General features: G+C 62.0%; 22 protein-coding genes and 1 tRNA gene. 15 read left to right on the top strand and 8 right to left on the bottom strand.

Annotation, left to right across the window (positions count from 1 at the left end; all coding sequences use genetic code 11):
• Positions 1 to 20: 20 nt before the first annotated feature.
• Entirely contained in the window at positions 21 to 1247 is a 1227-nt protein-coding gene (locus tag ACFO3E_RS08690) for an NAD(P)/FAD-dependent oxidoreductase (protein ID WP_380803825.1), read from the top strand.
• A 70-nt stretch (positions 1248 to 1317) separates the two neighbouring features.
• Here the strand turns inward: ACFO3E_RS08690 and ACFO3E_RS08685 are convergent, their stop codons facing one another.
• Positions 1318 to 2898 (bottom strand): M28 family metallopeptidase, encoded by a 1581-nt coding sequence (locus ACFO3E_RS08685; protein WP_380803822.1) that lies wholly within the window; start codon positions 2896 to 2898, stop codon positions 1318 to 1320.
• 204 nt (positions 2899 to 3102) lie between these two features.
• On the opposite strand from ACFO3E_RS08685, the gene ACFO3E_RS08680 reads away from it, so the two are divergent.
• The 3 genes from ACFO3E_RS08680 (at position 3103) to ACFO3E_RS08670 (ending at position 6145) form a co-directional block, all read left to right on the top strand.
• Positions 3103 to 3762, top strand: coding sequence for a GIN domain-containing protein (locus tag ACFO3E_RS08680; protein WP_380803869.1), 660 nt, complete (start codon positions 3103 to 3105; stop codon positions 3760 to 3762).
• A 261-nt stretch (positions 3763 to 4023) separates the two neighbouring features.
• A complete protein-coding gene (locus ACFO3E_RS08675; RefSeq protein ID WP_380803819.1) occupies positions 4024 to 5298 on the top strand; it encodes an ammonium transporter in 1275 nt (424 codons plus the stop codon).
• Between the two features lie 4 nt (positions 5299 to 5302).
• Positions 5303 to 6145 (top strand): glycosyltransferase family 2 protein, encoded by an 843-nt coding sequence (locus ACFO3E_RS08670; RefSeq protein ID WP_380803816.1) that lies wholly within the window; start codon positions 5303 to 5305, stop codon positions 6143 to 6145.
• Here ACFO3E_RS08670 and ACFO3E_RS08665 read toward each other — a convergent pair.
• The gene (locus ACFO3E_RS08665; RefSeq protein WP_066524151.1) at positions 6142 to 7473 is read right to left on the bottom strand and encodes an MFS transporter; all 1332 of its coding nucleotides are present in this window, start codon (positions 7471 to 7473) and stop codon (positions 6142 to 6144) included. The genes ACFO3E_RS08670 and ACFO3E_RS08665 overlap by 4 nt on opposite strands.
• 166 nt (positions 7474 to 7639) lie before the next feature.
• On the opposite strand from ACFO3E_RS08665, the gene cyoA reads away from it, so the two are divergent.
• The 7 genes from cyoA (at position 7640) to ACFO3E_RS08630 (ending at position 14449) form a co-directional block, all read left to right on the top strand.
• On the top strand, positions 7640 to 8776 hold the full coding sequence (cyoA, locus tag ACFO3E_RS08660) for a ubiquinol oxidase subunit II (RefSeq protein WP_380803867.1): 1137 nt from the start codon (positions 7640 to 7642) through the stop codon (positions 8774 to 8776).
• Between the two features lie 47 nt (positions 8777 to 8823).
• Positions 8824 to 10842 carry a cytochrome o ubiquinol oxidase subunit I gene (gene cyoB, locus ACFO3E_RS08655; protein ID WP_380803813.1) on the top strand — a complete coding sequence of 673 codons (2019 nt, stop codon included), beginning with the start codon at positions 8824 to 8826 and terminating at the stop codon, positions 10840 to 10842.
• Between the two features lie 123 nt (positions 10843 to 10965).
• Positions 10966 to 11508 carry a cytochrome o ubiquinol oxidase subunit III gene (gene cyoC, locus ACFO3E_RS08650; RefSeq protein ID WP_380803864.1) on the top strand — a complete coding sequence of 181 codons (543 nt, stop codon included), beginning with the start codon at positions 10966 to 10968 and terminating at the stop codon, positions 11506 to 11508.
• Entirely contained in the window at positions 11505 to 11894 is a 390-nt protein-coding gene (gene cyoD / locus ACFO3E_RS08645) for a cytochrome o ubiquinol oxidase subunit IV (protein WP_380803811.1), read from the top strand. Before cyoC ends, cyoD begins: the two co-directional genes overlap by 4 nt.
• Positions 11891 to 12604 carry an SURF1 family protein gene (locus ACFO3E_RS08640; RefSeq protein ID WP_380803809.1) on the top strand — a complete coding sequence of 238 codons (714 nt, stop codon included), beginning with the start codon at positions 11891 to 11893 and terminating at the stop codon, positions 12602 to 12604. The genes cyoD and ACFO3E_RS08640 overlap by 4 nt, the downstream gene beginning before the upstream one ends.
• Entirely contained in the window at positions 12601 to 13926 is a 1326-nt protein-coding gene (locus ACFO3E_RS08635; protein WP_380803807.1) for an ATP-binding protein, read from the top strand. Before ACFO3E_RS08640 ends, ACFO3E_RS08635 begins: the two co-directional genes overlap by 4 nt.
• A complete protein-coding gene (locus ACFO3E_RS08630; protein WP_066524159.1) occupies positions 13916 to 14449 on the top strand; it encodes a response regulator transcription factor in 534 nt (177 codons plus the stop codon). Before ACFO3E_RS08635 ends, ACFO3E_RS08630 begins: the two co-directional genes overlap by 11 nt.
• Before the next feature lie 12 nt (positions 14450 to 14461).
• On the opposite strand, the gene ACFO3E_RS08625 is transcribed toward ACFO3E_RS08630, so the two are convergent.
• Positions 14462 to 14535, bottom strand: a tRNA-Gly gene (locus ACFO3E_RS08625).
• 183 nt (positions 14536 to 14718) lie between these two features.
• Here ACFO3E_RS08625 and ACFO3E_RS08620 point away from each other — a divergent pair.
• Complete coding sequence (locus tag ACFO3E_RS08620; protein ID WP_380803804.1) at positions 14719 to 16689, top strand: hybrid sensor histidine kinase/response regulator; 1971 nt, start codon at positions 14719 to 14721, stop codon at positions 16687 to 16689.
• 140 nt (positions 16690 to 16829) lie between these two features.
• Complete coding sequence (locus ACFO3E_RS08615) at positions 16830 to 17750, top strand: alpha/beta fold hydrolase (protein ID WP_380803802.1); 921 nt, start codon at positions 16830 to 16832, stop codon at positions 17748 to 17750.
• On the opposite strand, the gene ACFO3E_RS08610 is transcribed toward ACFO3E_RS08615, so the two are convergent.
• The 3 genes from ACFO3E_RS08610 to epsC all read right to left on the bottom strand — a co-directional run bounded on the left by ACFO3E_RS08610 (position 17745) and on the right by epsC (position 19850).
• Positions 17745 to 18677, bottom strand: coding sequence for an NAD(P)H-dependent flavin oxidoreductase (locus tag ACFO3E_RS08610; RefSeq protein WP_380803799.1), 933 nt, complete (start codon positions 18675 to 18677; stop codon positions 17745 to 17747). The genes ACFO3E_RS08615 and ACFO3E_RS08610 overlap by 6 nt on opposite strands.
• 109 nt (positions 18678 to 18786) lie before the next feature.
• Entirely contained in the window at positions 18787 to 19131 is a 345-nt protein-coding gene (locus ACFO3E_RS08605) for a DUF2794 domain-containing protein (RefSeq protein WP_066524167.1), read from the bottom strand.
• Entirely contained in the window at positions 19131 to 19850 is a 720-nt protein-coding gene (gene epsC, locus ACFO3E_RS08600; RefSeq protein WP_380803796.1) for a serine O-acetyltransferase EpsC, read from the bottom strand. The genes ACFO3E_RS08605 and epsC overlap by 1 nt, the downstream gene beginning before the upstream one ends.
• A gap of 158 nt (positions 19851 to 20008) precedes the next feature.
• Between epsC and ACFO3E_RS08595 the strand changes: the two genes are divergently transcribed.
• Together ACFO3E_RS08595 and ACFO3E_RS08590 are read left to right on the top strand one after the other, a co-directional pair.
• Positions 20009 to 20782: a sulfite exporter TauE/SafE family protein gene (locus ACFO3E_RS08595; RefSeq protein ID WP_066524171.1), complete on the top strand. Its 774-nt coding sequence runs from the start codon at positions 20009 to 20011 to the stop codon at positions 20780 to 20782.
• A gap of 39 nt (positions 20783 to 20821) precedes the next feature.
• Positions 20822 to 21748 (top strand): hydrogen peroxide-inducible genes activator, encoded by a 927-nt coding sequence (locus ACFO3E_RS08590; RefSeq protein ID WP_380803793.1) that lies wholly within the window; start codon positions 20822 to 20824, stop codon positions 21746 to 21748.
• A 2-nt stretch (positions 21749 to 21750) separates the two neighbouring features.
• On the opposite strand, the gene ACFO3E_RS08585 is transcribed toward ACFO3E_RS08590, so the two are convergent.
• On the bottom strand, positions 21751 to 22194 hold the full coding sequence (locus ACFO3E_RS08585; RefSeq protein ID WP_380803790.1) for a molybdenum cofactor biosynthesis protein MoaE: 444 nt from the start codon (positions 22192 to 22194) through the stop codon (positions 21751 to 21753).
• On the bottom strand, positions 22191 to 22451 hold the full coding sequence (locus ACFO3E_RS08580; RefSeq protein WP_380803788.1) for a MoaD/ThiS family protein: 261 nt from the start codon (positions 22449 to 22451) through the stop codon (positions 22191 to 22193). Before ACFO3E_RS08580 ends, ACFO3E_RS08585 begins: the two co-directional genes overlap by 4 nt.

The raw sequence follows: 22451 nt of genomic DNA, 5'->3' as shown, positions 1-22451 counted from the left end.
ATTGAGGGGATTGCTGGCTGATGAGCCATTATGACGTTCTGATCGTCGGCGCGGGGCACGCGGGTGCTCAGGCAGCTATTTCGCTGCGTCAGCTGGGCTTTGAAGGCACGGTCGCGATGATCGGCGACGAAAAGGACCCGCCTTACGAGCGGCCCCCGCTGTCGAAGGAATATTTCGCCGGCGAAAAGACTTTTGAACGCATCCTGATCCGCCCCGCCAGCTTCTGGGACGATCGCAAGATCGACATGCTGCTCGGCCATCGCGTGAAAGCCGTCGATCCTGTCGCAAAGACCGTCACGGCGGGTGATCAGCAGATCGGCTATGGCAAACTCATCTGGTGCACCGGAGGCAGCCCGCGCATGCTGACCTGCAACGGCGCGGACGCTGAAAATGTCCATGCCGTCCGCCGCCGCGACGATGTCGATGCGATGATGGCGAAGCTCGATCATACCAATCATGTGACCGTGATCGGCGGCGGCTATATCGGCCTGGAAGCGGCCGCCGTGCTCAGCAAGTTCGGCAAGAAGGTCGTGCTCCTGGAAGCGCTCGACCGCGTGCTTGCGCGCGTCGCTGGCGAGGACCTGTCCCGCTTCTACGAGGCGGAGCATCGCGCCCATGGCGTCGATCTGCGCACCGGCGCAAAGATGGATTGCATCGAGGTAACCGACGGTAAGGCCACCGCCGTGCTGATGCAGGATGGCGAGCGGATCGCAACCGACATGGTTATCGTCGGCATCGGCATCATCCCCGAAACCGGCCCGCTGATCGCTGCGGGCGCAGCGGGCGGCAACGGCGTCGATGTCGATGAATATTGCCGCACCAGCCTGCCCGACATCTATGCCGTGGGCGATTGCGCGTCGCACGCCAACCGCTTCGCCCGTGGCGCGCAGATTCGCCTTGAATCGGTCCAGAACGCCAATGATCAGGCCAAAACCGCTGTCCAGCACATATTGGGCAAGGAAGAAGCCTATGACGCGGTGCCCTGGTTCTGGTCGAACCAATATGATCTGAAGCTCCAGACCGTCGGCCTCTCGACCGGTCATGACCAGACCATCCTGCGGGGCGACCCCGCCAACCGCAGCTTTTCGGTTCTTTACCTCAAGGCCGGCAAGCTGATCGCTCTCGACTGCGTCAATTCGGTCAAGGATTATGTCCAGGGCCGCGCCCATGTGGTTTCCGGCGCGCTGCTCGACCAGGCGCAACTCGCCGACGCCTCCGTGCCGCTGAAGGAAGTGGACCTCGCCTGACGGGCGCGACCGGGGGCGCCCGTCCGTCATGCTGAACTCGTCTCTGCATGACGGTAGCGGTTAAGCGCCCCTACCGCGCAAACCGCCGGAAAAAGCTGTCCTTGTTCCACTGCGGCCGCTTATCCTCATTGGCGACCCGCAGCGTCACCGCCGTCACATAATCGTTCAACTTCACCGACTCACCCGGCATCACCGGCTGTTTCGTGTCGTCGAAGGGCGAATGATAGATATTCGCCCGCCAGGACTTCTCCACCTCCGCTTCGGACGTTCCCGCCTTGAACCCATATTTGAAGAAGAGCGCCGGAATTCCCGCACGAATGAAGCTATATTGGTCCGACCGGATGAAGACATTGCGGTCCGGAAAGGGATCGGGCGTGATCGGCAATTGCATCTGTGCGCTCACCGCCGCCGCCTGCTGACCCAGGCTACTTTGGTCATAGCCGATGGGCGTCACGCTGGTCAGAGGGAAGATCGGCAGCGCCATGTCGAAATTGAGGTTGGCGACCATCGCACCGCGCGACACCGTCGGCCGCTCCGTGAAATATTCCGACCCCAACAGCCCCCTTTCCTCCCCCGTGACGATCGCAAACAATATGGAACGCCGGGGCTTCACCTCACCCGCCTGCAGGTTGCGAGCGATTTCGATCAGGCTTGCGACCCCCGACGCATTGTCGAAGGCCCCATTATAGATCGCATCGCCCTTCATCGGCGTACCCACGCCATAGCCATCGAGATGCGCCGACAGCACGACATACTCACGGGCCAGGCGCCTGTCCGAACCAGGCAGGACGGCGAGGAGGTTGAAGCCAGTCAAATCGGCTCGCCGCGCGGCCGTTCTCACCCTCAACCGCTGCGCCAACACAAAGCTCGGCACCGCCGCAGAACTGTCCGCCGCCTTCGCCAAACCGGCGAAATCATGCCCCGACCCCTCAAACAGCATGGCCGACTTGTCCGGGTCCAGTTGCGCGCTGAGGAAAGGCGTTGGACTGTCCCGCAGAGCGGCGTCCTTGAAATAGAGCGCAGGCTGCGCCGACAGCGCGATCCGCCGCGCCCAGGGTATCTCCACCTGCTTGGGCGTCACCAGCGTGATAAGCCCCACCGCCCCCCGCCGCGCCAGCCAGCTCGCCCGCTCCGACCGGGCATGGGATTTGAGCGCACCTGAAATCGTCGCGGGACCGCCGGAAATAACGACGACGATCTTCCCTTTGACGTCGATCCCCGCAAAATCATCATGTCCGGCTTCGGGCAGGTGCAGCCCGTAACCGGCGAAGACCAAAGGCGCGTCCAACGTCTCCGGGACCGGCCCCCCGCTACCGGAAAGGATCAGTTCGCTTGGGATAGCGAGCGCCCTGTCCCCGGAAGGCCCCGCCAGCACCGCACTGCTGCCGTCGGCAAGGATCGTCTGTTCGACAAAGTCGATGGGCTGGCGATAGCCGTCGCTACCCGCAGGCTTCAGCCCCAGTGCCCGGAACTGATCGACGACATAGGACGCCGCCCGCTCGAATCCACGCGATCCCGTCGCCCGCCCCTCATTGGCATCGCTCGCCAAAGTCTCGACATGCGCCCACCATTGCCCCGCGCGATCGGCTGCGGCCCCCTGCGCCGAAGCGCCCAGCAAAGCCAATGAAAAACAGGGCAAAAGCATGCGCATCGAAATTTCCCTCATATTTTTGAGGATGAAAAGCGATCATGCCTCTTCCCTTCCGACGAACAAGCAGAAACGAACCGCCATCTCCACTTGCCGCTGAAAAAGGCGGCGCTATCACCTTGAGCGCATAGGTTAATTTGATGAGAGGTTGGCGCCGTGGCAGGTGGATGGAAAAGCAAAGCCTGGCTGGTCGCGCCCTTCTCCGCCATGCTCGCCACGCCTGCGGCGGCAGCGACGCGCGGCTATACGATCACCAGCTTCGATGCGATCCGGGTTGATGCTCCCGTAGAGGTGATCATCACCACCGGCGCGGGCGCGTCCGCAAGGGCGGACGGGGATCAGGCCCTGCTCGACCGCCTAAAGGTGGACGTCTCCGGCCGACTGCTGATTGTGCGAATGGATCGCGCGCGCCCTGGCGAAAAATCGGGCGGCCGCGCTACCGTCAGGCTGTCCACCGGCACATTGGAAAGGCTGGTCCTGACAGGCGGCGGCTCGATTTCGGTCAGCCGCATGAAAGGGCTCCGCGGCGACATCCTCCTGGGCGGCAATGGCGACGTCAGCGTCGCGGCGGTCGATGTCGATCAACTCAATCTTGGCCTCGCAGGCGCGGGCCGCGCGACGCTGGCAGGTCGAGCGGCGATCGCCTCGGTCCGGGTGAACGGCCCCGGCGCGGTGGCGGCAGAAGGACTCCGGGTCCGGCAGGCGACGGTAGGGAATGACGGACCGGGAAATGTCGTTTTGACCGCAGACGTCACGGCGAAGGTCATGGCGTCGGGCTCGGGCGATGTGACCATCATGGGCAAGGCCGAATGCCAGGTCGATAACCGCGGCACCGGCCGGATATCCTGCGGCGGCGAGGCTTATTGAGCCTGCATGACCATCAAAAACATCAAACCATGATCCCGAAACTTCTCACCCGTTCGGGCTGAGCCTGTCGAAGCCGCCTTCCTTTGGAAAAGGGTAAAGCCCTTCGACATGCGATTGAGACAAGCAGCGCATTGCGACAGGGCGAACGGGCGTGTTGAAGTCAAACCATCTGCCACCCAATCCCAAGTCCGCTTTCCTTATCAAAGTCTTTACCGCACCACCGCTAGGACCAGAAGCCAACTAAAACCGCCGGATTTTCCGATGTTCGCTCGTTGCCTTCTTCTCTTCCTTTTCCTCGCCTCGCCGCAGACCGCGAATGCGCAGGTCGCGGTTGCGGTCGCGGATAGTGGCGACACCGGCTGGATGATCGTCTGCGCCCTGCTGGTGTTGCTCGCCGCGCTGCCGGGGCTGCTGCTGCGTAACGCGGGGCTGGTCAACGTGCGCAGCGCCCTATCGGTGGCCGCCCAAGGCATCGCTGTCGCTGCAGGCGCATCGCTGGCCTGGGCGATTGCGGGCTATAGCCTAGCCTATGCTCCAGGAAGCAGTTGGCTGGGTGGCGGCGCAAACCTGCTGCTCGCCAATCTCGGCTCTCTTCGCCAAGGGCTGACCATCCCGGAATCCGCCTTCGTCCTCTTCCAGATGGCGCTCGCCCTGCTCGCCGCCTGCCTCCTGCCCGGCGCGACGGCGGAGCGGGCGCGGCTCGGTTGGATGGCGGGGCTTGCGCCCCTCTGGCTGCTTATCGTTTACGCCCCGCTGGCCCATGCCATCTGGGGCGGGGGCTGGCTTGCGGAGTTCGGCGTCATCGATTTCGCGGGCAGCCTCGTTATCCACATGAGCGCGGGATTTTCCGCGCTGGCGCTGTCCCTGATCCTCGGCCGCCGTCGAGCTTCGCCGGTTGCGAGCCATGCGCCGGTACTCAGCCTCGCTGGCGGCACACTGATCTGGATCGGCTGGGCGGGTATCGTTGGCGGCTGGGCGCTAGGCGCAACGGACGACGCCGCTGCCGCCATCCTGAACACACATTTCGCGGCTTGCGCGGGAGCGCTGGCCTGGATGCTGGCAGACCGTGTCGCCACCGGGCGCGTGAGCGCCACCGGGGCGCTGTCTGGCGCAGTCGCGGGCTTGGTCGCCATCTCCGCTTCCGCGGCCTTGGCCGGCACGGGCGGCGCGATGCTGATTGGTCTCATCGCGGCGATTCTCTGCCGCGCCGGGAAAGCGATGCTCGGCAACCGGATCGATGACCCGGCAAGCATTTTCCTGCTCCACGGCGTTGCTGGCCTGATAGGCGCGCTGTTGCTGCCGCTATTTGTTCAGCCCTTGCTCGGCGGCGTCGGTTTTGAAGGTGACATCAGTCTGCGCGCCGTCATGCTCAGCCAGTTTGCAGGCGTCGCCGTCGTCGCACTGTGGTCAATGGCCGGAACAGCGATAGCGGCACTGTTGCTCTCCGTCGCATTGCCGATGCGTCTCACTTCGCAGGAGGCCACGGAGGGCCTCGACCAGATCGATCATGGCCAACAGGGCTGGGACTTCCGCTAGGTTCATGACGACCGCCGTCGGCATCTTCGCTCATCAGGAAGAGCGGCGGATCGGCGCTTGCCTCGCGTCTCTTCCACTGGATCGGCCAAATACCTGCTATCATATACTGGTGAACGGATCGACCGACGCTACCGCTGCGCGCGCGCGGAATGCGGCGGGGAATCGTGCGAATGTGCTGGTGCACGACATTGCAACCGGCGGAAAATCCCGGACCTGGAATCACTTCGTCCACGACCTGCTCGGTGGCGGCGAGGACGCCGTCATCTTTCTGGATGGAGACGCGGAAATCGCGCCCGGCTCGATCGACGCGTTGGTGAGAAGGCTTGGGAAAGGGCAGGCAAATGCAGCTGCGGGCATGCCGCGCAATGGCCGTATGGCAACCTACTACCGCCGGCTCCTGCGCGAGGAAGGCGGGCTCTTCGGTGATCTTTATGCGCTGTCGGGCAGCTTCGTGGATCGCATCCGTTCGCGCGAGTTGCGCCTCCCACAGGACTTGATCGGGGATGACGGCCTGGTGGCCGCCTGGGCGCACACTGACCTTGGAACCGACGCCGATTGGAGCCGCGATCGCGTCATCGCCTGCGAGGATGCCGGCTTCCTCTGCGAACCCGTGCGCCTCACTAGCCCCGCGACCTGGCGGATGCAATATCGCCGGATGATCAACTATTCGGTCCGCTTCTTCCAGAACCGGATCGTGTCGGACATCATGGGCCGGGTAGGGCCGGATGGCCTGCCGGACGAACTGCGGGATCTCTATCCGCTATGGCTCCCCCGCTTCACGCCCCGCTCCGGGCCGACGGGTTGGTTCGACCGCAAGGCACTCGCGCGGATGCGGGCAGCCGCTTAGCGGTCCTTGCCCGCCAGCTCCTTGTTGATGAACAGCGCCAAGCCGGTGACGATCGCGCCAGAGAGCAGATAAACTCCGGAAGCCGCCAATCCAAAGGTCACCGACAGCGCAAGCGCCACCAGCGGCGCGAACCCCGCCCCCACCAGCCAGGCAAGGTCCGACGTCAGCGCCGACCCGGTGTAGCGCGTCGCCGTCGAAAAGTTGGACGCCACGACGCCCGACGACTGGCCGAAGCTCAGGCCCAGCAGCATGAACCCCAGGATCATGAAAGCGATCTCAGCCAATTCCCCGCCGTTCAGCAGCAGCGGCGCGGCGATGCTGAAAATGCCAATGCCCAGCGCCGACCAGGCCAGCAGCTTGCGCCGCCCCACCATGTCCGCGACGAAGCCCGACACGATAATCGCCAGCACCCCGACAGTCGCGCCGATCGCCTCGATCACCAGGAACCGCTCCAGCGGCTGCTTCGTGTAAAGCGCGATCCAGGACAGCGGGAACACCGACACCATATGGAACAGCGCAAAGCTCGCCAGCGGAGCGAAGGCGCCGATAATGATGTTCCGCCCGTCGCTCCGCACCGTCTCCAGCACCGGCGAGGGCTGCAGCTCGCGCGCCTCGAACAGGCGCTCGAACTCATGGGTCACCACGATCCGCAGCCGGGCAAACAGCGCCACCACATTGATCGCGAACGCCACGAAGAAGGGATAGCGCCAGCCCCACTCAAGGAAGTCGGCCCGTGACAGCACCGAAAGGAAGAAGGCGAAGAGCCCGCTCGCCACCACCAGCGCCAGCGGTGCGCCCAGCTGCGGCATCATCGCATACCAGCCGCGCTTGTTCTGCGGCGCGTTGAGCGACAGCAGCGAAGCCAGCCCGTCCCATGTCCCGCCAAGCGCCAAGCCCTGCCCCGCCCGGAATATCGCCAGCAGCACCGCCGACCATATCCCGATCGTCTCATAGCCGGGCAGGAAGGCGATGAACGCGGTCGATCCACCCAACAGGAACAGCGCGATGGTCAGCTTCACCCCTCGCCCATAGGCACGATCGACCGCCATGAAGATGAAGGACCCGATCGGCCGAGTGATGAACGCCAGCGCGAAGATGGCGAATGACCAGAGCGTGCCCGCTAGCGGGCTGAGATAAGGAAAGACATGCGCCGGAAACACGATGCACGACGCGATCGCATAGACGAAGAAGTCGAAAAATTCCGACGTCCGCCCGATGATCACGCCAATCGCGATCTCGCCGGGGGCGACGCGATGATCGCGCGCGGTTACCTGGCGGGCATCGCGCTCCAGCGATGTGGAGGATGGCGTGGTGGTCGCGGCGTTCATCGGTTCGGACAGGCCTTCATGCTGCGGGAACGATCCATGCCAAACATCGTTGCAGCATAGCGAATCGTCCCGGTGGTCGAAAGGCCATTGCCCTATTTTGCGCCTGCGAGGGGATAGGACAAAAGGTCCAATGTCGATCCCGGAGAAGCCCTCCTATGCGGGCTGCATGACCGCACGTCCTGCCCGCCTCTCTCCCGCATTTTTGCGCCGATTCGCGCCTTTGCTGCTGCTTCCCCTGGGGGCGTGCAACTGGGTGGTCATGTCGCCCGCCGGCGATGTCGCGGTGCAGCAGCGGGACTTGATCCTCATCTCCACCCTGCTGATGCTGCTCATCATCCTGCCGGTCATGGCGATGACGATCTGGTTCGCCTGGCGTTACCGGGAACAGGCGCAGGCGAAGGATTATGACCCTGATTGGGACCATTCGACCAGCCTTGAACTGCTGATCTGGTCCGCCCCGCTGCTGATCATCATCGCGCTGGGCGCCATCACCTGGACCAGCACCCATCTTCTCGACCCCTACCGCCCCATCGAACGCATCGATTCCGCGCGCAAGGTCGATCCCGCCGCCAAGCGGCTCCAGGTCGAAGTCGTAGCGCTCGACTGGAAATGGCTGTTCATCTACCCGGAACTGGGCATCGCGACCGTCAATGAACTGGCCGCGCCGGTCGATCAGCCGATCGAGTTCAAGATTACCTCGGCCACGCTGATGAACAGCTTCTTCGTGCCCGCGCTCGCCGGACAGATCTACGCCATGCCCGGCATGCAGACGGTCCTCCACGCCGTCGCCAACAAGCCCGGCAATTTCGAAGGCTTCTCCGCCAACTATTCCGGCGCGGGCTTTTCCAACATGCGCTTCCGCTTCAAGGCGATGGATCAGGCCACGTTTGGCCGCTGGGTCGCCCAGGTGAAAGCCAGCAAGGCCAAGCTCGACCGCGCGGCCTATGTGAAGCTGGAACAGCCGAGCGAGAAGGTCCCGCCGATGTATTTTACGGGCGTCGAGCCCAAGCTCTTCCACGCCGCGCTCAACATGTGCGCCCAGCCCGGCAAGCGCTGCATGGACGAGGTCATGATGACCGACATGATGGGTGGCGGCGGCAAGGAATCCGCCCGCGACACGCAAGGACTACGCCATGACGGCACCATCGACGTTGGCGGCTTCCATCCGGTCGAGCCCGGCAAGAAGGGCGAGATCGCCCAGCCTGCGGGCATGACCCCGGCAGCAGAGCGCACGCCTGCCGAGCGGGGCAACGAAGCTCCGGGGCAGAAGGACGCCGATGGGCATGCTCATCATGGCCACTAAGTCCTTATATCACCCCTCTTCACCCTTCCCCCCGAGGCCCTGACGCCATGTCCCCCCATCCCGCATCCGAAAATAGCGGCATCTGGAAACTGATCCTCGGCCGCCTCGACTGGAGCGCGATCCCGATCCATGAGCCCATCGTGATGGGCACCTTCATCGCGGTCATCGTGGGCGGCGTGGCGATCCTTGGCATCGTCACCAAATATCGCCTCTGGGGCATGTTGTGGCGCGATTGGTTCACCACCGTCGATCATAAGCGCATCGGCATCATGTACATGATCCTCGGTCTCATCATGTTCGTTCGCGGCTTCGCCGACGCACTGATGATGCGCCTTCAACAGGCGTTGGCCTTCAACGGCTCCGAAGGCTATCTGAACGCGCATCATTATGATCAGATCTTCACCGCGCACGGCGTCATCATGATCTTCTTCGTCGCGATGCCGATGATCACCGGGATCATGAACTATATGGTCCCGCTGCAGATCGGCGCGCGCGACGTCAGCTTCCCCTTCCTCAACAATTTCAGCTTCTGGATGACCACCGCAGGCGCCGTCATCACCATGATGTCGCTGTTCGTGGGGGAGTTCGCGCGGACCGGCTGGCTCGCCTATCCGCCACTGTCGGGCATCGCCTATAGCCCAGGGGTCGGCGTCGATTATTATATCTGGGGCCTTCAGATAGCGGGCATCGGCACGCTGTTATCCGGCGTCAACCTGATCGCGACCATCGTCAAGATGCGCGCGCCCGGCATGAGCATGATGAAGCTGCCCATCTTCGTCTGGACCTCCCTCTGCTCGAACATACTGATCGTCGCCGCCTTCCCGGTGCTGACGGCCGTTCTCGCGCTGCTCAGTCTCGACCGCTATGTCGGCACCGCCTTCTTCACGAACGACATGGGCGGCAACCCCATGATGTATGTGAACCTCATCTGGATCTGGGGCCATCCGGAGGTTTACATCCTCATCCTGCCGCTGTTCGGCGTGTTCAGCGAAGTCACCTCGACCTTCTCGTCAAAGCGCCTCTTCGGCTATTCCTCGATGGTCTATGCGACGGTCGTCATCGCGATCCTCAGCTACCTGGTCTGGCTGCACCATTTCTTCACCATGGGATCGGGCGCCAGCGTCAACAGCTTCTTCGGGATCACGACGATGGTGATCTCCATCCCGACCGGGGCCAAGCTCTTCAACTGGCTCTTCACAATGTATCGCGGCCGCATCCGCTTCGAACTGCCGATGATGTGGACGGTCGCCTTCATGCTGACCTTCGTGGTGGGCGGCATGACCGGCGTTCTGCTTGCGGTGCCGCCCGCCGATTTCGTGCTGCACAATTCGCTGTTCCTGATCGCGCATTTCCACAATGTGATCATCGGCGGCGTGCTGTTCGGCATGTTCGCGGCGATCAACTATTGGTGGCCCAAGGCGTTCGGTTTCAAGCTCGACGGGACTTGGGGCGTGCGCAGCTTCTGGCTGTGGGTCGTGGGCTTCTGGGTCGCCTTCATGCCGCTCTATATCCTTGGCCTGATGGGCGTCACCCGCCGCATGCGCGTGTTCGACGATCCTTCGCTACAAATCTGGTTCCAGATCGCGGCCTTGGGCGCCGTGATGATCGCGGCGGGCATCGCCTGCATGTTCATCCAGTTCGGCGTGTCGATCATGAAGCGCGATCAGCTGCGCGACACGACCGGCGATCCTTGGGACGGCCGCACGCTCGAATGGGCGACCAGCTCGCCACCGCCCGACTATAATTTCGCCTTCACGCCCGTCATCCATGATGGCGACGCGTGGGCGGACATGAAGAAGCGCGGCTATCGGCGCCCGCTCTCGGGTTATGAAGCGATCCACATGCCCAGCAACACCGGCAGCGGCATCATCCTGGCGGGCCTCTCGGTGGCCTTCGGGGTCGGCATGATCTGGTACATGTGGTGGCTCGCGGGCCTCAGCTTCATCGGCATATTGGCCGTCGCGATCGGTCATACCTTTAACTACAAGCGCGACTTCTACATCCCTCAGGATGTGGTCGAGCGCACCGAGGGCGAGCGTACGCGTCAACTCGCCATGCAGGACTGAACCACCATGGCAAGCGCACCCACCCCAGATACTGTTTTTGGCGATCCCGCCTTCCTCGACAAGGACGGCAATCCGCTCTTCCACCTTCCCCATGAGCCCCATCATCCGGAAGGCTCCAGCACCATGCTGGGCTTCTGGATCTACCTGATGAGCGACTGCCTCATCTTCGCCTGTCTGTTCGCGACCTATGCGGTGCTGGGCGGCAGCTATGCGGCAGGACCGAGCCCCAAGGACCTGTTCGATCTGCCGCTGGTCGCGCTTAACACCGCGATGCTGCTCTTCTCGTCCATCACCTATGGCTTTGCCATGCTGGCGATGGAAAAGAACCGCGTGGCGGCCACGCAGGGCTGGCTGGCCATCACCGGCCTGTTCGGCCTCGCCTTCCTCTCGATCGAGCTGTACGAATTCGCGCACCTCATCCATGAAGGCGCGACCCCGATGCGCTCGGGCTTCCTGTCGGCCTTCTTCACCCTGGTCGGCACCCACGGGCTGCACGTGACCTTCGGCACCATCTGGCTGGTGACGCTGATGGTTCAGGTCGCGAAAAAGGGCCTGATCCCCGCCAATCGGCGCCGCCTCATGTGCCTGTCCTTGTTCTGGCACTTCCTGGACGTCATCTGGATCGGCGTCTTCACCTTCGTCTATCTCATGGGGATGCTGCGATGAGCGCGCAAGACCAACATCACGACGCCCATCACGCCGACGGCCATGCCCATGGCACCTTCGGCAGCTACATGATCGGCTTTGGCCTGTCGGTGATTCTGACGGCCATCCCCTTCTGGCTGGTCATGACCGGCGTGCTGAACGATCCGCAGTTGACCGCCTTCACAATCTTGGGCTTCGCGGTGGTGCAGATATTGGTCCACATGATCTACTTTCTGCACATGAACACCCGCTCCGAAGGGGGCTGGACGATGCTGGCGCTGATCTTCACGATCGTGCTGGTCGTCATCACCCTCTCAGGCTCCATCTGGGTAATGTATCATCTCAACCATAATATGATGCCGCAGATGCAAGGCATGAGCGCGCATGACATGAGCCAAATGCCGTGACAGCCGACGCACCCCGCCACCGGTCGGCGGGGTTCCTTATCGGCTTTACGATAGCGGCCGCGCTGGCCGTGGCCGGGCTTGTCAGCCTTGGCGTCTGGCAACTCAACCGTCTGACCTGGAAACGCGATCTCATCGCCAAGGTTGAAAGCCGCGTCCACGCCGCGCCAATCGCGGCCCCTTCTGCGGCAGGTCCGAACGACGCCTATCGTCGCGTGACAGCGTCGGGCCATTTTCTTCACGACCGCGCCACATTGGTTCAGGCTTCGACCGTGCGCGGGGCGGGCTATTGGGTGCTGACGCCGCTGGCGACGGATCGCGGCTTCACCCTGCTCGTCAATCGCGGCTTCGTGCCTCCTGAGAGGCGCACCCGATACACGCAGCCCACAGGACGCATCCGGATCACCGGCCTGATGCGCCTGACCGAGCCGGGCGGCGGTTTCCTGCGCAGCAATGATCCCGTCGCCAACCGCTGGTATTCGCGCGACGTGACCGCTATCGCGGCGGCGCGCCGGCTTCGCGCTCCTGTCGCCAATTATTTCATCGATGCGGAACGCGGGCCGCCTGACGCCCTGCCCGTCGGGGGCTTCACCGTCCTCCGCTTCCCCAACAGCCATTTATCCTATGCGCTCACATGGTTCGCGCTGGCGGCGCTGGTCGCTGGCGGGTACATGTTCGTCATGCGGCACGAATGGAAAGAGCGCCGGAGATGAAGCGATCGCTTCCCATAAGCGCCCGCTGGCTACCCGGTCAGTGGCCCGCCGACGCCGCCGGGCGCAAGAATATGGCGCTACTGGTGCAACTGCGCTGGATCGCCATTGCCGGACAGGTCGGCACCATCCTCTTCGTTCATTGGGGCATGGGCATTAACCTGCCGGTGGCGGCGATGCTGCTGGTGGCGTCGGTGGCCGCCGCCGTGAATGTCGTCAGCTTCGCCGCGCTCCGCCACCGCACCGATGTCGCCCGCGCCGAACTGTTCCTTGCGCTGCTCTTCGACGTGCTGCTGCTGACCGCGCAGCTTTATCTCAGCGGCGGCGCTACCAACCCCTTCATCGCGCTTTACCTGCTGCAGGTCGCGCTGGGCGTGGTTCTGCTCGACCGGCTGAGCATCTGGGGAATCGTCCTTATGGCGATGCTCTGCGCCGCGCTGCTCTCCTTCGTCTATCGCCCGCTGGGTCTCACCGACGCGCTGCAGGGGCATCTTTTCGACTTGCACATCTTCGGCACCTGGATTTGCCTCGCCATGATCGCGGTGCTGCTCGTCCTTTTCATGAGCCGCGTGACCGGCAACCTCCAGGCCCGCGAAGCCTATCTCGCTCAACTGCGCCAGCAGGCAGCGGAGGAAGAACATATCGTCCGCATGGGCCTTCTCGCCTCCGGGGCCGCCCACGAACTGGGCACCCCCCTCTCCCAGCTCGCGGTCGTGCTGGGCGACTGGCGTCACATGCCCGAAATCGCCGCCCATCCGCCCCTCCTTGAAGAGGTCGGGGAAATGCAGGCCGCCGTGCAGCGCTGCAAACAGATATTGACTAGCATTCTCATTTCGTCCGGCGAGGCGCGCGGCGAAGCCCCAGAAATCACTTCAATTCGCTATTTCATTGATGAAATCGCCGAAAGCTGGCGCTCCGCCAATCCCGGAATGCCACTCCGCTGCGACTTCGGCCCCCATGATTATCCCCGCATCATCGCCGATCCCGTAATCCGCCAAGCCATCGTCAACCTGCTCGACAACGCCCGCGAAGCCGGCGCCACCTATATCGATCTGCTCGTCGGCCGCGACAGTAGCTCGCTCAATATCGCCGTCCGCGACAATGGCAGCGGCTTTTCCGAACAGATGCTCGCCGACTTCGGCAAACCTTACCGCTCCAGCAAGGGCAAGCAGGGCGGCGGCCTCGGCCTCTTCCTCGTGGTCAACGTCGTCCGCAAACTCGGCGGCAGCGTAGCAGCCAGCAACGGCGCGGACGCCGGCGCATTGATCCTGCTCCGCCTGCCCCTCAGCACCGTCGCCTTGGAGGAACCGGCCGATGACAAGTGACAGGGTCCTCGTCCTGGTCGAGGATGACGAAGCCTTCGCCAAGACCCTTAAGCGATCCTTCGAACGACGCGGCTATCAGGTCCTGACCGCCGACAGCCACGCAGCGCTTCTCTCTCTGCTCGAAGAGCATAAACCCGGCTATGCGGTCGTCGATCTGAAGCTGGGTCCGGAATCCGGGCTGGTTTGCGTCCAGACCCTCCACGCCCATGATCCCGACATGCTGATTGTCGTGCTGACCGGCTTCGCCAGCATCGCCACCGCCGTGGAAGCGATCAAGCTCGGCGCATCCCATTATCTCGCCAAGCCATCCAATACCGACGACATCGAAGCCGCTTTCGCTCGATCGTCGGGCGATCCGTCAACGCCCCTCGCCCCCCGCCCGACGTCGATCAAGACACTGGAATGGGAACATATCCACGAAGTTCTGAAAGACAGCGACTTCAACATTTCGGAAGCCGCGCGCCGCCTCGGCATGCACCGCCGCACCCTGGCGCGAAAGCTGGCCAAGCGGCAAGTCGGCTGATCATATTTCCGATGGAGCGGGTGAAGGGAATCGAACCCTCGTCGTAAGCTTGGGAAGCTTCTGCTCTACCATTGAGCTACACCCGCGCGCTGCGAGCGGGATTAGCGGCTGTCCCGGACAACGTCAACGACCTCTCCGCAGCGCAAAAATATAGTCTAGTTTATAGCTGGCTATGCCTCACGCCGGTACAAACGGCCTATCCCGTGGAACGATCAACCAGGCGGCGTGTTGAGAAGTTTCAAGAAGATAAAATATCAAATGGGGACTTTATGAGCACGGCGGCGCCGGAGAACTCTGGAAACCGCTTCGAGTTGCTTGTCCAGAGCGTTACAGATTACGCCATCTACATGCTTTCCACGAACGGCACGGTCGTCAGTTGGAATGCGGGCGCACGCCGGTTCAAGGGATATGAAGCGGACGAGATTGTCGGCGAACACTTCTCCCGCTTCTACACGCCCGAGGATCGTGCCGCCGGCATTCCTGCGCTTGCCCTGGACACCGCCGAACGCGAGGGCCGCTTCGAAGCCGAAGGCTGGCGCGTGCGAAAGGACGGCACTCATTTCTGGGCCAATGTAGTCATCGACCCCATTCGCGATTCGACTGGCAAATTGATCGGCTTCGCCAAGGTGACGCGCGACCTGACCGAGCGGCGGCTGGCGCAGGAGGCGCTGCGGGCGAGCGAGGAGCGCTTCCGGCTGCTGGTCGAAAGCGTCACCGATTATGCGATCTATATGCTGGATCCGGTGGGCACGATCACCAGTTGGAACCCAGGCGCGCAACGCTTCAAAGGCTATACCGCGGAAGAGATCCTGGGCCAAAATTTCTCCCGCTTCTATTCCGAAGAGGACCGGATGGCAGGCGTCCCGTCCCGCGCCCTCGAAACGGCATCAAGGGAAGGCCGGTTCGAAGCCGAAGGCTGGCGCATCCGCAAGGATGGCTCCCGCTTCTGGGCCAGTGTCGTTATCGACTCTATCCGCAATCCCATGGGCACCCTGATCGGCTTCGCCAAGATCACGCGCGACCTCACCGAACGGCGCGAAGCTCAGTTGGCGTTGGAGGAAGCCCGCGAGACCATATTCCAATCGCAGAAGATGGATGCGATCGGGAAGCTTACCGGCGGCGTTGCGCATGATTTCAATAATCTGCTGGCCGTCATCATGGGCAGTCTCGATCTCGCCAGACAGCGGCTGCAAACGGGCGCCGACATTTCCCGCTATATCGACAATGCTATGACCGCAGCGGATCGCGGCGCCATCCTTACCCAACGCATGCTGGCTTTCGCGCGCAAGCAAGAATTGAAATTGCGCAACGTCGATTGCCCGGCATTGGTACGCAATATGGCGGGCCTGTTGAAATCAACCCTGGGCTCGACCGTGACGATCGAAACCCGCTTCCCCCTCATCCTCAACGCGGCCCATGCAGACCCGGCTCAGCTGGAGCTGGCGTTGCTGAACCTTGCGGTCAATGCGCGGGACGCAATGCCAGAAGGCGGGCGGATCATCATTGAGGGGATGGAAGCCCATCTGCAGGCCGAACAGCGCCCTGACCTCGGAACGGGCGATTATGTTCGCCTGTCCGTCATCGACGAGGGCGAAGGCATGGATGAAGCGACGCTGTCCCGCGCCCGCGAGCCGTTCTTCACAACGAAGGGCGTGGGCAAAGGAACGGGGCTCGGCTTGTCGATGGTGCATGGTTTCGCCCAGCAGTGCGGTGGGTCGTTGACCATTTCGAGCGAACCGGGTCAGGGAACGACGGTATCGCTGTGGTTGCCGGTCGCAACTGCTTCGGACGAACCATTGGACGAGGCTGAAAGCCAGGCCCAAGCTCCATATCCGCTAAGCGATCAGCCACTGGTCATCCTGGCCGTCGACGACGACGATCTGGTACTGACAAATACCGCAGGAATGCTCGAAGAGCTTGGCCACACCGTGTTTCAGGCGGCATCGGGCGCAGATGCCCTTCGCGTGCTGGGCGAGGGCGAAGTCGATCTGGTCATCACCGATCATGCCATGCCGCAAATGACCGGCGCGCAACTGGCCGACGCTCTGGACGAAAGCCACCCCGGCCTGCCCGTGATCATCATCACCGGCTATGCCGAGCTCCCGCCCCATGCCACGAAGCGGCTGCGCCTCGACAAACCTTTTAAGCAGGCCGATCTCGCCCGCATCGTTTCTCTCGCCCGGCTGAACCGCAGCGGCGAGCGACTGACCCCCCTCCCAGGGCGAGCCCCCCGGTTTTGACCAGAGCGCCATCCATTCTCCTCCCGTTTTGGCACGAACGCTGACCGCTCTCTTCATTATGGTCATCAATTTTCTGGAAAAAGCTGTTATAACAGCTGCGTCATAATCCCTGTCCAGCATCGCGGAGTCCGCCCGAGGACATGAACATCACGCCTACCTTTTCCGGCCCTTTCGACGATCGTGCGGACATCCTCCCGGCGCCAAGCCCCACTTCGCATTTCTTCACATCGCTTCGTACCCGCCTTCACTATATCGATTGGGGCAATCGCTCAGCCCCTACGCTCATCTTGGTTCATGGCGCGCTCGACCATGCTCGCAGCTGGGATTGGACGGCTCGGGCACTGGCGCGGGATTATCATGTCGTTGTCCCCGATTTGCGCGGCCATGGCGACAGTGCGTGGTCAGCCGAAGGCGCCTATCTGATGGCAGACTTCGTCTATGATCTTGCACAACTTGTGGAGCAGTTCGGCCGGGACAAGGTGACGTTGGTCGGCCACTCCCTCGGAGGATCGCTCGTCCTGCGCTATGCAGGGCTTTTTCCGGAGCGCGTGGAGCGGCTGGTTGCGATCGAGGGGCTGGGCCTATCGCCTGAGAGCCTCAAGGAGAAATCCTCCCGCCCCGCACCCGATCGCTGGCGGGAATGGATCGAACACCGCCGCGCAAGCGCTCGGCGGGCGCCCCGGCATTATCCCACGTTGGAGGCTGCCGTCGCCCGCATGCGAGAGCGCAATGACCACCTATCAGTCGAGCAGGCGCTGCACCTGACTGCGCATGGGGTCAACCGCAACGAAGATGGCAGCTATGGCTGGAAGTTCGATCCCTATTTGCGCAACCTCCCACCGCAAGACATGACGGATAATGATCTGCCCGATTTCTGGCGCAGGATCAGTTGTCCCATACTCCTTTGTCTTGGACTGGATAGCTGGGCATCGAACCCCATCAAGGATGGGCGCGCCGCTCATTTTCAAGACGTCCGACTGGTCGAATTTGCCGAGGCGGGACACTGGCTCCATCACGACCGGTTCGACGCATTTCTCGGGGAATTGCGCGCCTTCTTATGATTTAAACACAGAAATTGCCGCCTGATATTCATTCTTTAGTTGCTCGATAAAAGACGCCGCGGGCTGAATGTTTCGGATAGCGCCTATTCCTTGGCCAGCGCCCCACACGTCACGCCAAGCTTTCTTGCCGCACTCAGCGATAGAGCCGAAATCCATGCTCGCTGCCGTCGGCAGTTTGTCCGCGTCCAGACCGGCGGCCGCGATGCTGGGCCTTAAGTAGTTGCCATGCACGCCCGTGAAATAGTCGGAATAAACAATCTCAGCCGCACCACTATCCACTATCATCTGCTTGTAGCCGGGTTCGGCATTTGCCTCCTCCGTCGCGATAAAGGGGGAACCCATATAGGCTAGGTCAGCACCCATCATCCGGGCCGCCGCGATCGATCGACCGGTGGCGATCGCTCCTGAAAGGATCAACGGGCCGTCGAACCAGGCACGGATTTCTTCGACAAGGGCGAAAGGAGACAGTGTTCCTGCGTGCCCCCCTGCCCCTGCCGCCACGGCGATCAAGCCGTCGGCTCCCTTCTCGATCGCCTTCTTGGCAAACATATTGTTGATGACGTCATGCAATACTATCCCGCCATAGCTGTGGACCGCCTCATTCACCTCTGGCCGTGCGCCAAGCGAGGTTATGACGATAGGCACGCGATATTTGGCGCAAAGAGCTAGATCCTCCTGCAGTCGCGCATTGGTCTTGTGCACGATGAGGTTGACGGCGAAGGGCGCGTCCCGCTCCGTCAGCTCTTCTCGCAGTTGCCGAAGCCATTGTTCCAAAACGCCCGATGGCCGCGCGTTGAGCGATGGGAAGGCACCCACGATGCCGGCGCGGCATTGGGCGATCACCAGCGACGGCTGCGAGACGATGAACATCGGCGATGCGATGAGCGGCAAAGAAAGACGGCCTTCAAGCAGTGCAGGCAAAGTCATGGGATGAGCCTTCTTCCCGTTGTTCAATCCTCGCTAGCACCAGGCGTGGTCACAACAAAGCTCAACTTTGCCTTTGAGTATAATATTGAGCCTGCAAAGTCTGGAGGACTCAGTCCCGGACGATCTTGAGCAAACGACGCTCGACAGGGGCCAAAATACCCTGCAGTTCCGTTCCGCGCTTCAGAATGTCACCCGCTTCCCCCACCAGCGCCCACATGCCCTGGCGATGTCGAAGGGAGGGGCGTTTCTCGATCCGGTATTCCGGACGTTCGGTAGTCCGGCGAAATGCCGAAAAGACCGCGACATCACGGCCCAGATCGATGGCGTAATCACGCCAGTGACCGGCAGAGACCATACGTCCATAGAGGTCCATGATCCGTTGTAGCTCCAGCCGATCGAACCCCGTCTGACCCGCCGTAGTGGCTTGGGACGGGAACGGCGTGACGTTGGTCATCAGCCGCGACCACGCTCCCGAAACAAGGGGATGTCGTCATCCGGGCCGATATTCTTGCCACCCCTCTGCTCGATGAGCTCCGCCAGCCGCTTTTGCAGGTGCTGCATCTCCGCCTGAAGTTGCTCCAGCTTGTGCTTGTCCGGATCGTAGCAGTCGGTGCAAGGGGTGCCATAAGGCAGGAAATCGCGCTGATAGGCTGTGACGTCCACCAACATCTGACGTGCCGGGATACCCACCATGGTAGCGCCTTCAGGCACATTCTTCGTTACCACCGCGTTCGCCCCGATGCGGGCGCGCGAACCGACATGAACAGGTCCCAATATCTGCGCACCCGATCCAACGATCACCCCGTCTGCCAAGGTCGGGTGACGCTTGCCAGCAATGCCGTTCGCAGGATCAGTACCGCCCAGCGTGACATTCTGATAAAGGGTGACATCATCGCCAACCTCCGCAGTTTCCCCAATCACGGTAAAACCATGGTCGATAAAGAAGCGCTTGCCGATGCGGGCACCCGGATGGATGTCGTTGCCCGTCAGAAATCGTGAAAGGTGATTGACTGCACGGGCCAAGAAATACAGCCGCACATTATAAAGGCGATGCGCGACGCGATGAAAGCCAAGCGACCATACCCCTGGATAAAGCAGGATTTCCGCCCGTGAGCGCGGTGCGGGATCACGCGACTTGACCGAGTCCAGATAAGCAACAAGATTGCGGAACATGCAGACGGCCCCTGAAAACCGAACCTGCCCTACATAGGCGCATAGGGATGAGTTTTCCAGATGGCGGCTATTTCGGCTTCGTACCATAAAACAGAATGTTTCTTGGCGGCCTTTGATATACCAATCAAGGCGGTAGACAATCAACCAGAGGCCCGTGAATGACTGATCCCATCCTCGCCCATCTTGGCGATCTTCTACCCTTCATTCTGATCGGCTTCGGGGCCCAGATGATCGATGGCGCGCTCGGCATGGCCTATGGCGTCATTTCCAGCACCTTGTTGCTGGCGCTGGGGGTGCCTCCAAGCAGGGCATCCGCGAGCGTCCACGCGGCGGAAACCTTCACCACCGCGGTATCTGCGCTCAGCCACATTGCGCACCGCAATGTCGATTGGCGGCTGTTTGCGCGCCTCATTATTCCTGGCGTGATCGGCGGCGTCGCAGGCGCCTACATTCTGTCGAACATTGACGGTTCGATCATCAAGCCCTTCGTGCAGCTCTATCTCACAGGGATTGGCGTCTATCTGATCTGGCGGGGCTTTCATTTCCCCCCTCATGCACGCGATCCTAAATGGGTAGCTCCGCTTGGCCTGGTCGGCGGCTTCATGGACGCAACCGGAGGCGGCGGCTGGGGGCCAATCGTGACGTCCAACCTGCTCCTTCAAGGGTCCAGCCCACGTCACACGATCGGTACGGTGAACACGGTCGAATTCGTGCTGACCTTCGCTATCAGTCTCACCTTCATCCTGCATTTGGGCTGGCAGGCCTTTACGACTTACACTGTCGGCCTCTTGCTGGGCGGCGTCATTGCTGCGCCCTTCGGCGCGATGTTGGCCCGCCATGTCGCACCACGCGTGCTATTCACTGCGGTGGGCACGATCCTGACCGTCACCTCACTGTTCGGCGTCGCCAAATGGCTTGGATATATCGGCTAACGCTCTTATCTTCGGCTTTCTAATCGAGAAAGGCGATCAATGTCGAGCTACATGCCCACGCTGAAGCAGCTGCAATATCTGGTTGCGCTGAAACAGCATGGGCATTTCGGCAAGGCGGCCGATAGCTGCTATGTTACCCAATCCACCCTTTCGGCAGGTATCCGCGAGCTTGAGTCGCTGATTGGCGTCACTCTGGTTGAGCGGACGCGCCGCGTGGTTCGGTTCACGGCGCTTGGTGACCGCATAGTGGAGAAGGCGCATCGCGTGCTGCGCGAAGCCGAGGAACTGGCGGCGATTGCGGAGGCGTCGGGCAAGCCCCTTACAGGCGAGCTGCGGATGAGCGTCATCCCGACGATCGCCCCCTTCCTGCTGCCCCGTCTCTTGCCGCGCTTGCGTGCGGACAGGCCGGAACTCAAGCTCTATCTTCGGGAAGAGACATCCCAGGCGGCCATAGAATCCCTGCGCCATGGCAATGTCGATTGCGTGTTGCTGGCCCTTCCCTTCCCGACCGGCGAACTGGATAGCGAAGTGCTGTTTCAGGACCAGCTCTATGTCGCGTTTCCACACGACGATCCTCATGATCCACCCGAACTGATTGCGCCGGACATGATCGATGAGACAAAATTGTTGCTGCTGGAAGATGGTCATTGTCTGAAGGATCATGCCTTGGCTGCCTGCAATCGCCCCGAGATCCGCTCCAACGCGATGATGATGGGCACTTCGCTGCACACGCTTGTGCAGATGGTGGATAATGGCCTTGGCATGACGATCATGCCAGAAATGGCTATCAATGGCGGCATATTGGATCACACGCGCATCACTGCGCGGCCATTGCAATCCCAGCGATCGCATCGTGACATCGCTCTCGTCTGGCGCAAGAACAGCCCGAGGGAGAAGGAATTCCGGCTGCTCGCGGAGCTTCTGCGCGACGCTGCGGACCTCCCGCAGCCGAGCGTCGCCGCCTGACGTCAATCAGTCCAGCGGCGCGCCTTCGCCTCGTCCTCCGCTTTGGCTTCCACCCATGTGGCATTGCCCTCGGCGAAATGCTCCTTCTTCCAGAAGGGCGCTTCCGACTTCAACCAGTCGATGAGGAAGGCGCAGCTTTCCAGCGCAGCAGTGCGATGGCGCGATGCGGTACCCACGAAAACGATGCGCTCGCCGGGCGACAGTCGGCCGAAACGATGGATCACACGCACGCCCAGAAGCGGCCAGCGGGCCATCGCGTCATCCACAATGCGTTCGGCCTGTTGGGCCGTCATCGCGGGGTAATGCTGAAGCTCGAGCGCTGTCAGCCCATTCCCTCCCCGTACAATGCCGGTGAAGCTTGCAACGCCGCCACCGCCCGTTTCTTCCAGCGCTGCCAGTTCGGCTGCCGCGTCGAAATCCTCCGCCTGTATCGAAATCCGCTTCATCCGCCTGTGACCGGCGGGAAGATCGCCAGTTCCCTTGCCTGACCGATCGTTGTCTCTAGTGGAACGAACCGCTGGTCGAGTGCGACGCGCAACCGTTGATGGTCGCCGAGCGCCTCAGCGTAACCGCCCCCGCGATTTGCAAGCCTCTCGATAAGGCTGGCTATACTGCTGTCTGGAGCAGGCCGCTCAACCTCTTCATCGTCGCGACCAATCAGTTCACGGACCCAGGCGAAATAGAGGATTTTGAGCGTCGCCAT

Source organism: Sphingobium tyrosinilyticum (assembly GCF_042654265.1).
Taxonomy (GTDB): Bacteria; Pseudomonadota; Alphaproteobacteria; order Sphingomonadales; family Sphingomonadaceae; genus Sphingobium; species Sphingobium tyrosinilyticum.
This window is presented reverse-complemented; position numbering and strand designations above follow the sequence as displayed.

What these genes read in the sequence shown, in the direction of transcription:
- ACFO3E_RS08630 (WP_066524159.1), top strand. Translation starts at nt 13,916, where the DNA reads ATGACAAGTGACAGGGTCCTCGTCCTGGTCGAGGATGACGAAGCCTTC.
- ACFO3E_RS08605 (WP_066524167.1), bottom strand. Translation starts at nt 19,131, where the DNA reads ATGACCAACGTCACGCCGTTCCCGTCCCAAGCCACTACGGCGGGTCAG.
- epsC (WP_380803796.1), bottom strand. Translation starts at nt 19,850, where the DNA reads ATGTTCCGCAATCTTGTTGCTTATCTGGACTCGGTCAAGTCGCGTGAT.
- ACFO3E_RS08615 (WP_380803802.1), top strand. Translation starts at nt 16,830, where the DNA reads ATGAACATCACGCCTACCTTTTCCGGCCCTTTCGACGATCGTGCGGAC.
- ACFO3E_RS08670 (WP_380803816.1), top strand. Translation starts at nt 5,303, where the DNA reads ATGACGACCGCCGTCGGCATCTTCGCTCATCAGGAAGAGCGGCGGATC.
- cyoC (WP_380803864.1), top strand. Translation starts at nt 10,966, where the DNA reads ATGCTGGGCTTCTGGATCTACCTGATGAGCGACTGCCTCATCTTCGCC.
- cyoB (WP_380803813.1), top strand. Translation starts at nt 8,824, where the DNA reads ATGTCCCCCCATCCCGCATCCGAAAATAGCGGCATCTGGAAACTGATC.
- ACFO3E_RS08665 (WP_066524151.1), bottom strand. Translation starts at nt 7,473, where the DNA reads ATGAACGCCGCGACCACCACGCCATCCTCCACATCGCTGGAGCGCGAT.
- ACFO3E_RS08690 (WP_380803825.1), top strand. Translation starts at nt 21, where the DNA reads ATGAGCCATTATGACGTTCTGATCGTCGGCGCGGGGCACGCGGGTGCT.
- cyoA (WP_380803867.1), top strand. Translation starts at nt 7,640, where the DNA reads ATGACCGCACGTCCTGCCCGCCTCTCTCCCGCATTTTTGCGCCGATTC.
- ACFO3E_RS08595 (WP_066524171.1), top strand. Translation starts at nt 20,009, where the DNA reads ATGACTGATCCCATCCTCGCCCATCTTGGCGATCTTCTACCCTTCATT.
- ACFO3E_RS08675 (WP_380803819.1), top strand. Translation starts at nt 4,024, where the DNA reads ATGTTCGCTCGTTGCCTTCTTCTCTTCCTTTTCCTCGCCTCGCCGCAG.
- ACFO3E_RS08580 (WP_380803788.1), bottom strand. Translation starts at nt 22,451, where the DNA reads ATGGCGACGCTCAAAATCCTCTATTTCGCCTGGGTCCGTGAACTGATT.
- ACFO3E_RS08620 (WP_380803804.1), top strand. Translation starts at nt 14,719, where the DNA reads ATGAGCACGGCGGCGCCGGAGAACTCTGGAAACCGCTTCGAGTTGCTT.
- ACFO3E_RS08685 (WP_380803822.1), bottom strand. Translation starts at nt 2,898, where the DNA reads ATGCGCATGCTTTTGCCCTGTTTTTCATTGGCTTTGCTGGGCGCTTCG.
- ACFO3E_RS08680 (WP_380803869.1), top strand. Translation starts at nt 3,103, where the DNA reads ATGCTCGCCACGCCTGCGGCGGCAGCGACGCGCGGCTATACGATCACC.
- cyoD (WP_380803811.1), top strand. Translation starts at nt 11,505, where the DNA reads ATGAGCGCGCAAGACCAACATCACGACGCCCATCACGCCGACGGCCAT.
- ACFO3E_RS08610 (WP_380803799.1), bottom strand. Translation starts at nt 18,677, where the DNA reads ATGACTTTGCCTGCACTGCTTGAAGGCCGTCTTTCTTTGCCGCTCATC.
- ACFO3E_RS08585 (WP_380803790.1), bottom strand. Translation starts at nt 22,194, where the DNA reads ATGAAGCGGATTTCGATACAGGCGGAGGATTTCGACGCGGCAGCCGAA.
- ACFO3E_RS08590 (WP_380803793.1), top strand. Translation starts at nt 20,822, where the DNA reads ATGTCGAGCTACATGCCCACGCTGAAGCAGCTGCAATATCTGGTTGCG.
- ACFO3E_RS08635 (WP_380803807.1), top strand. Translation starts at nt 12,601, where the DNA reads ATGAAGCGATCGCTTCCCATAAGCGCCCGCTGGCTACCCGGTCAGTGG.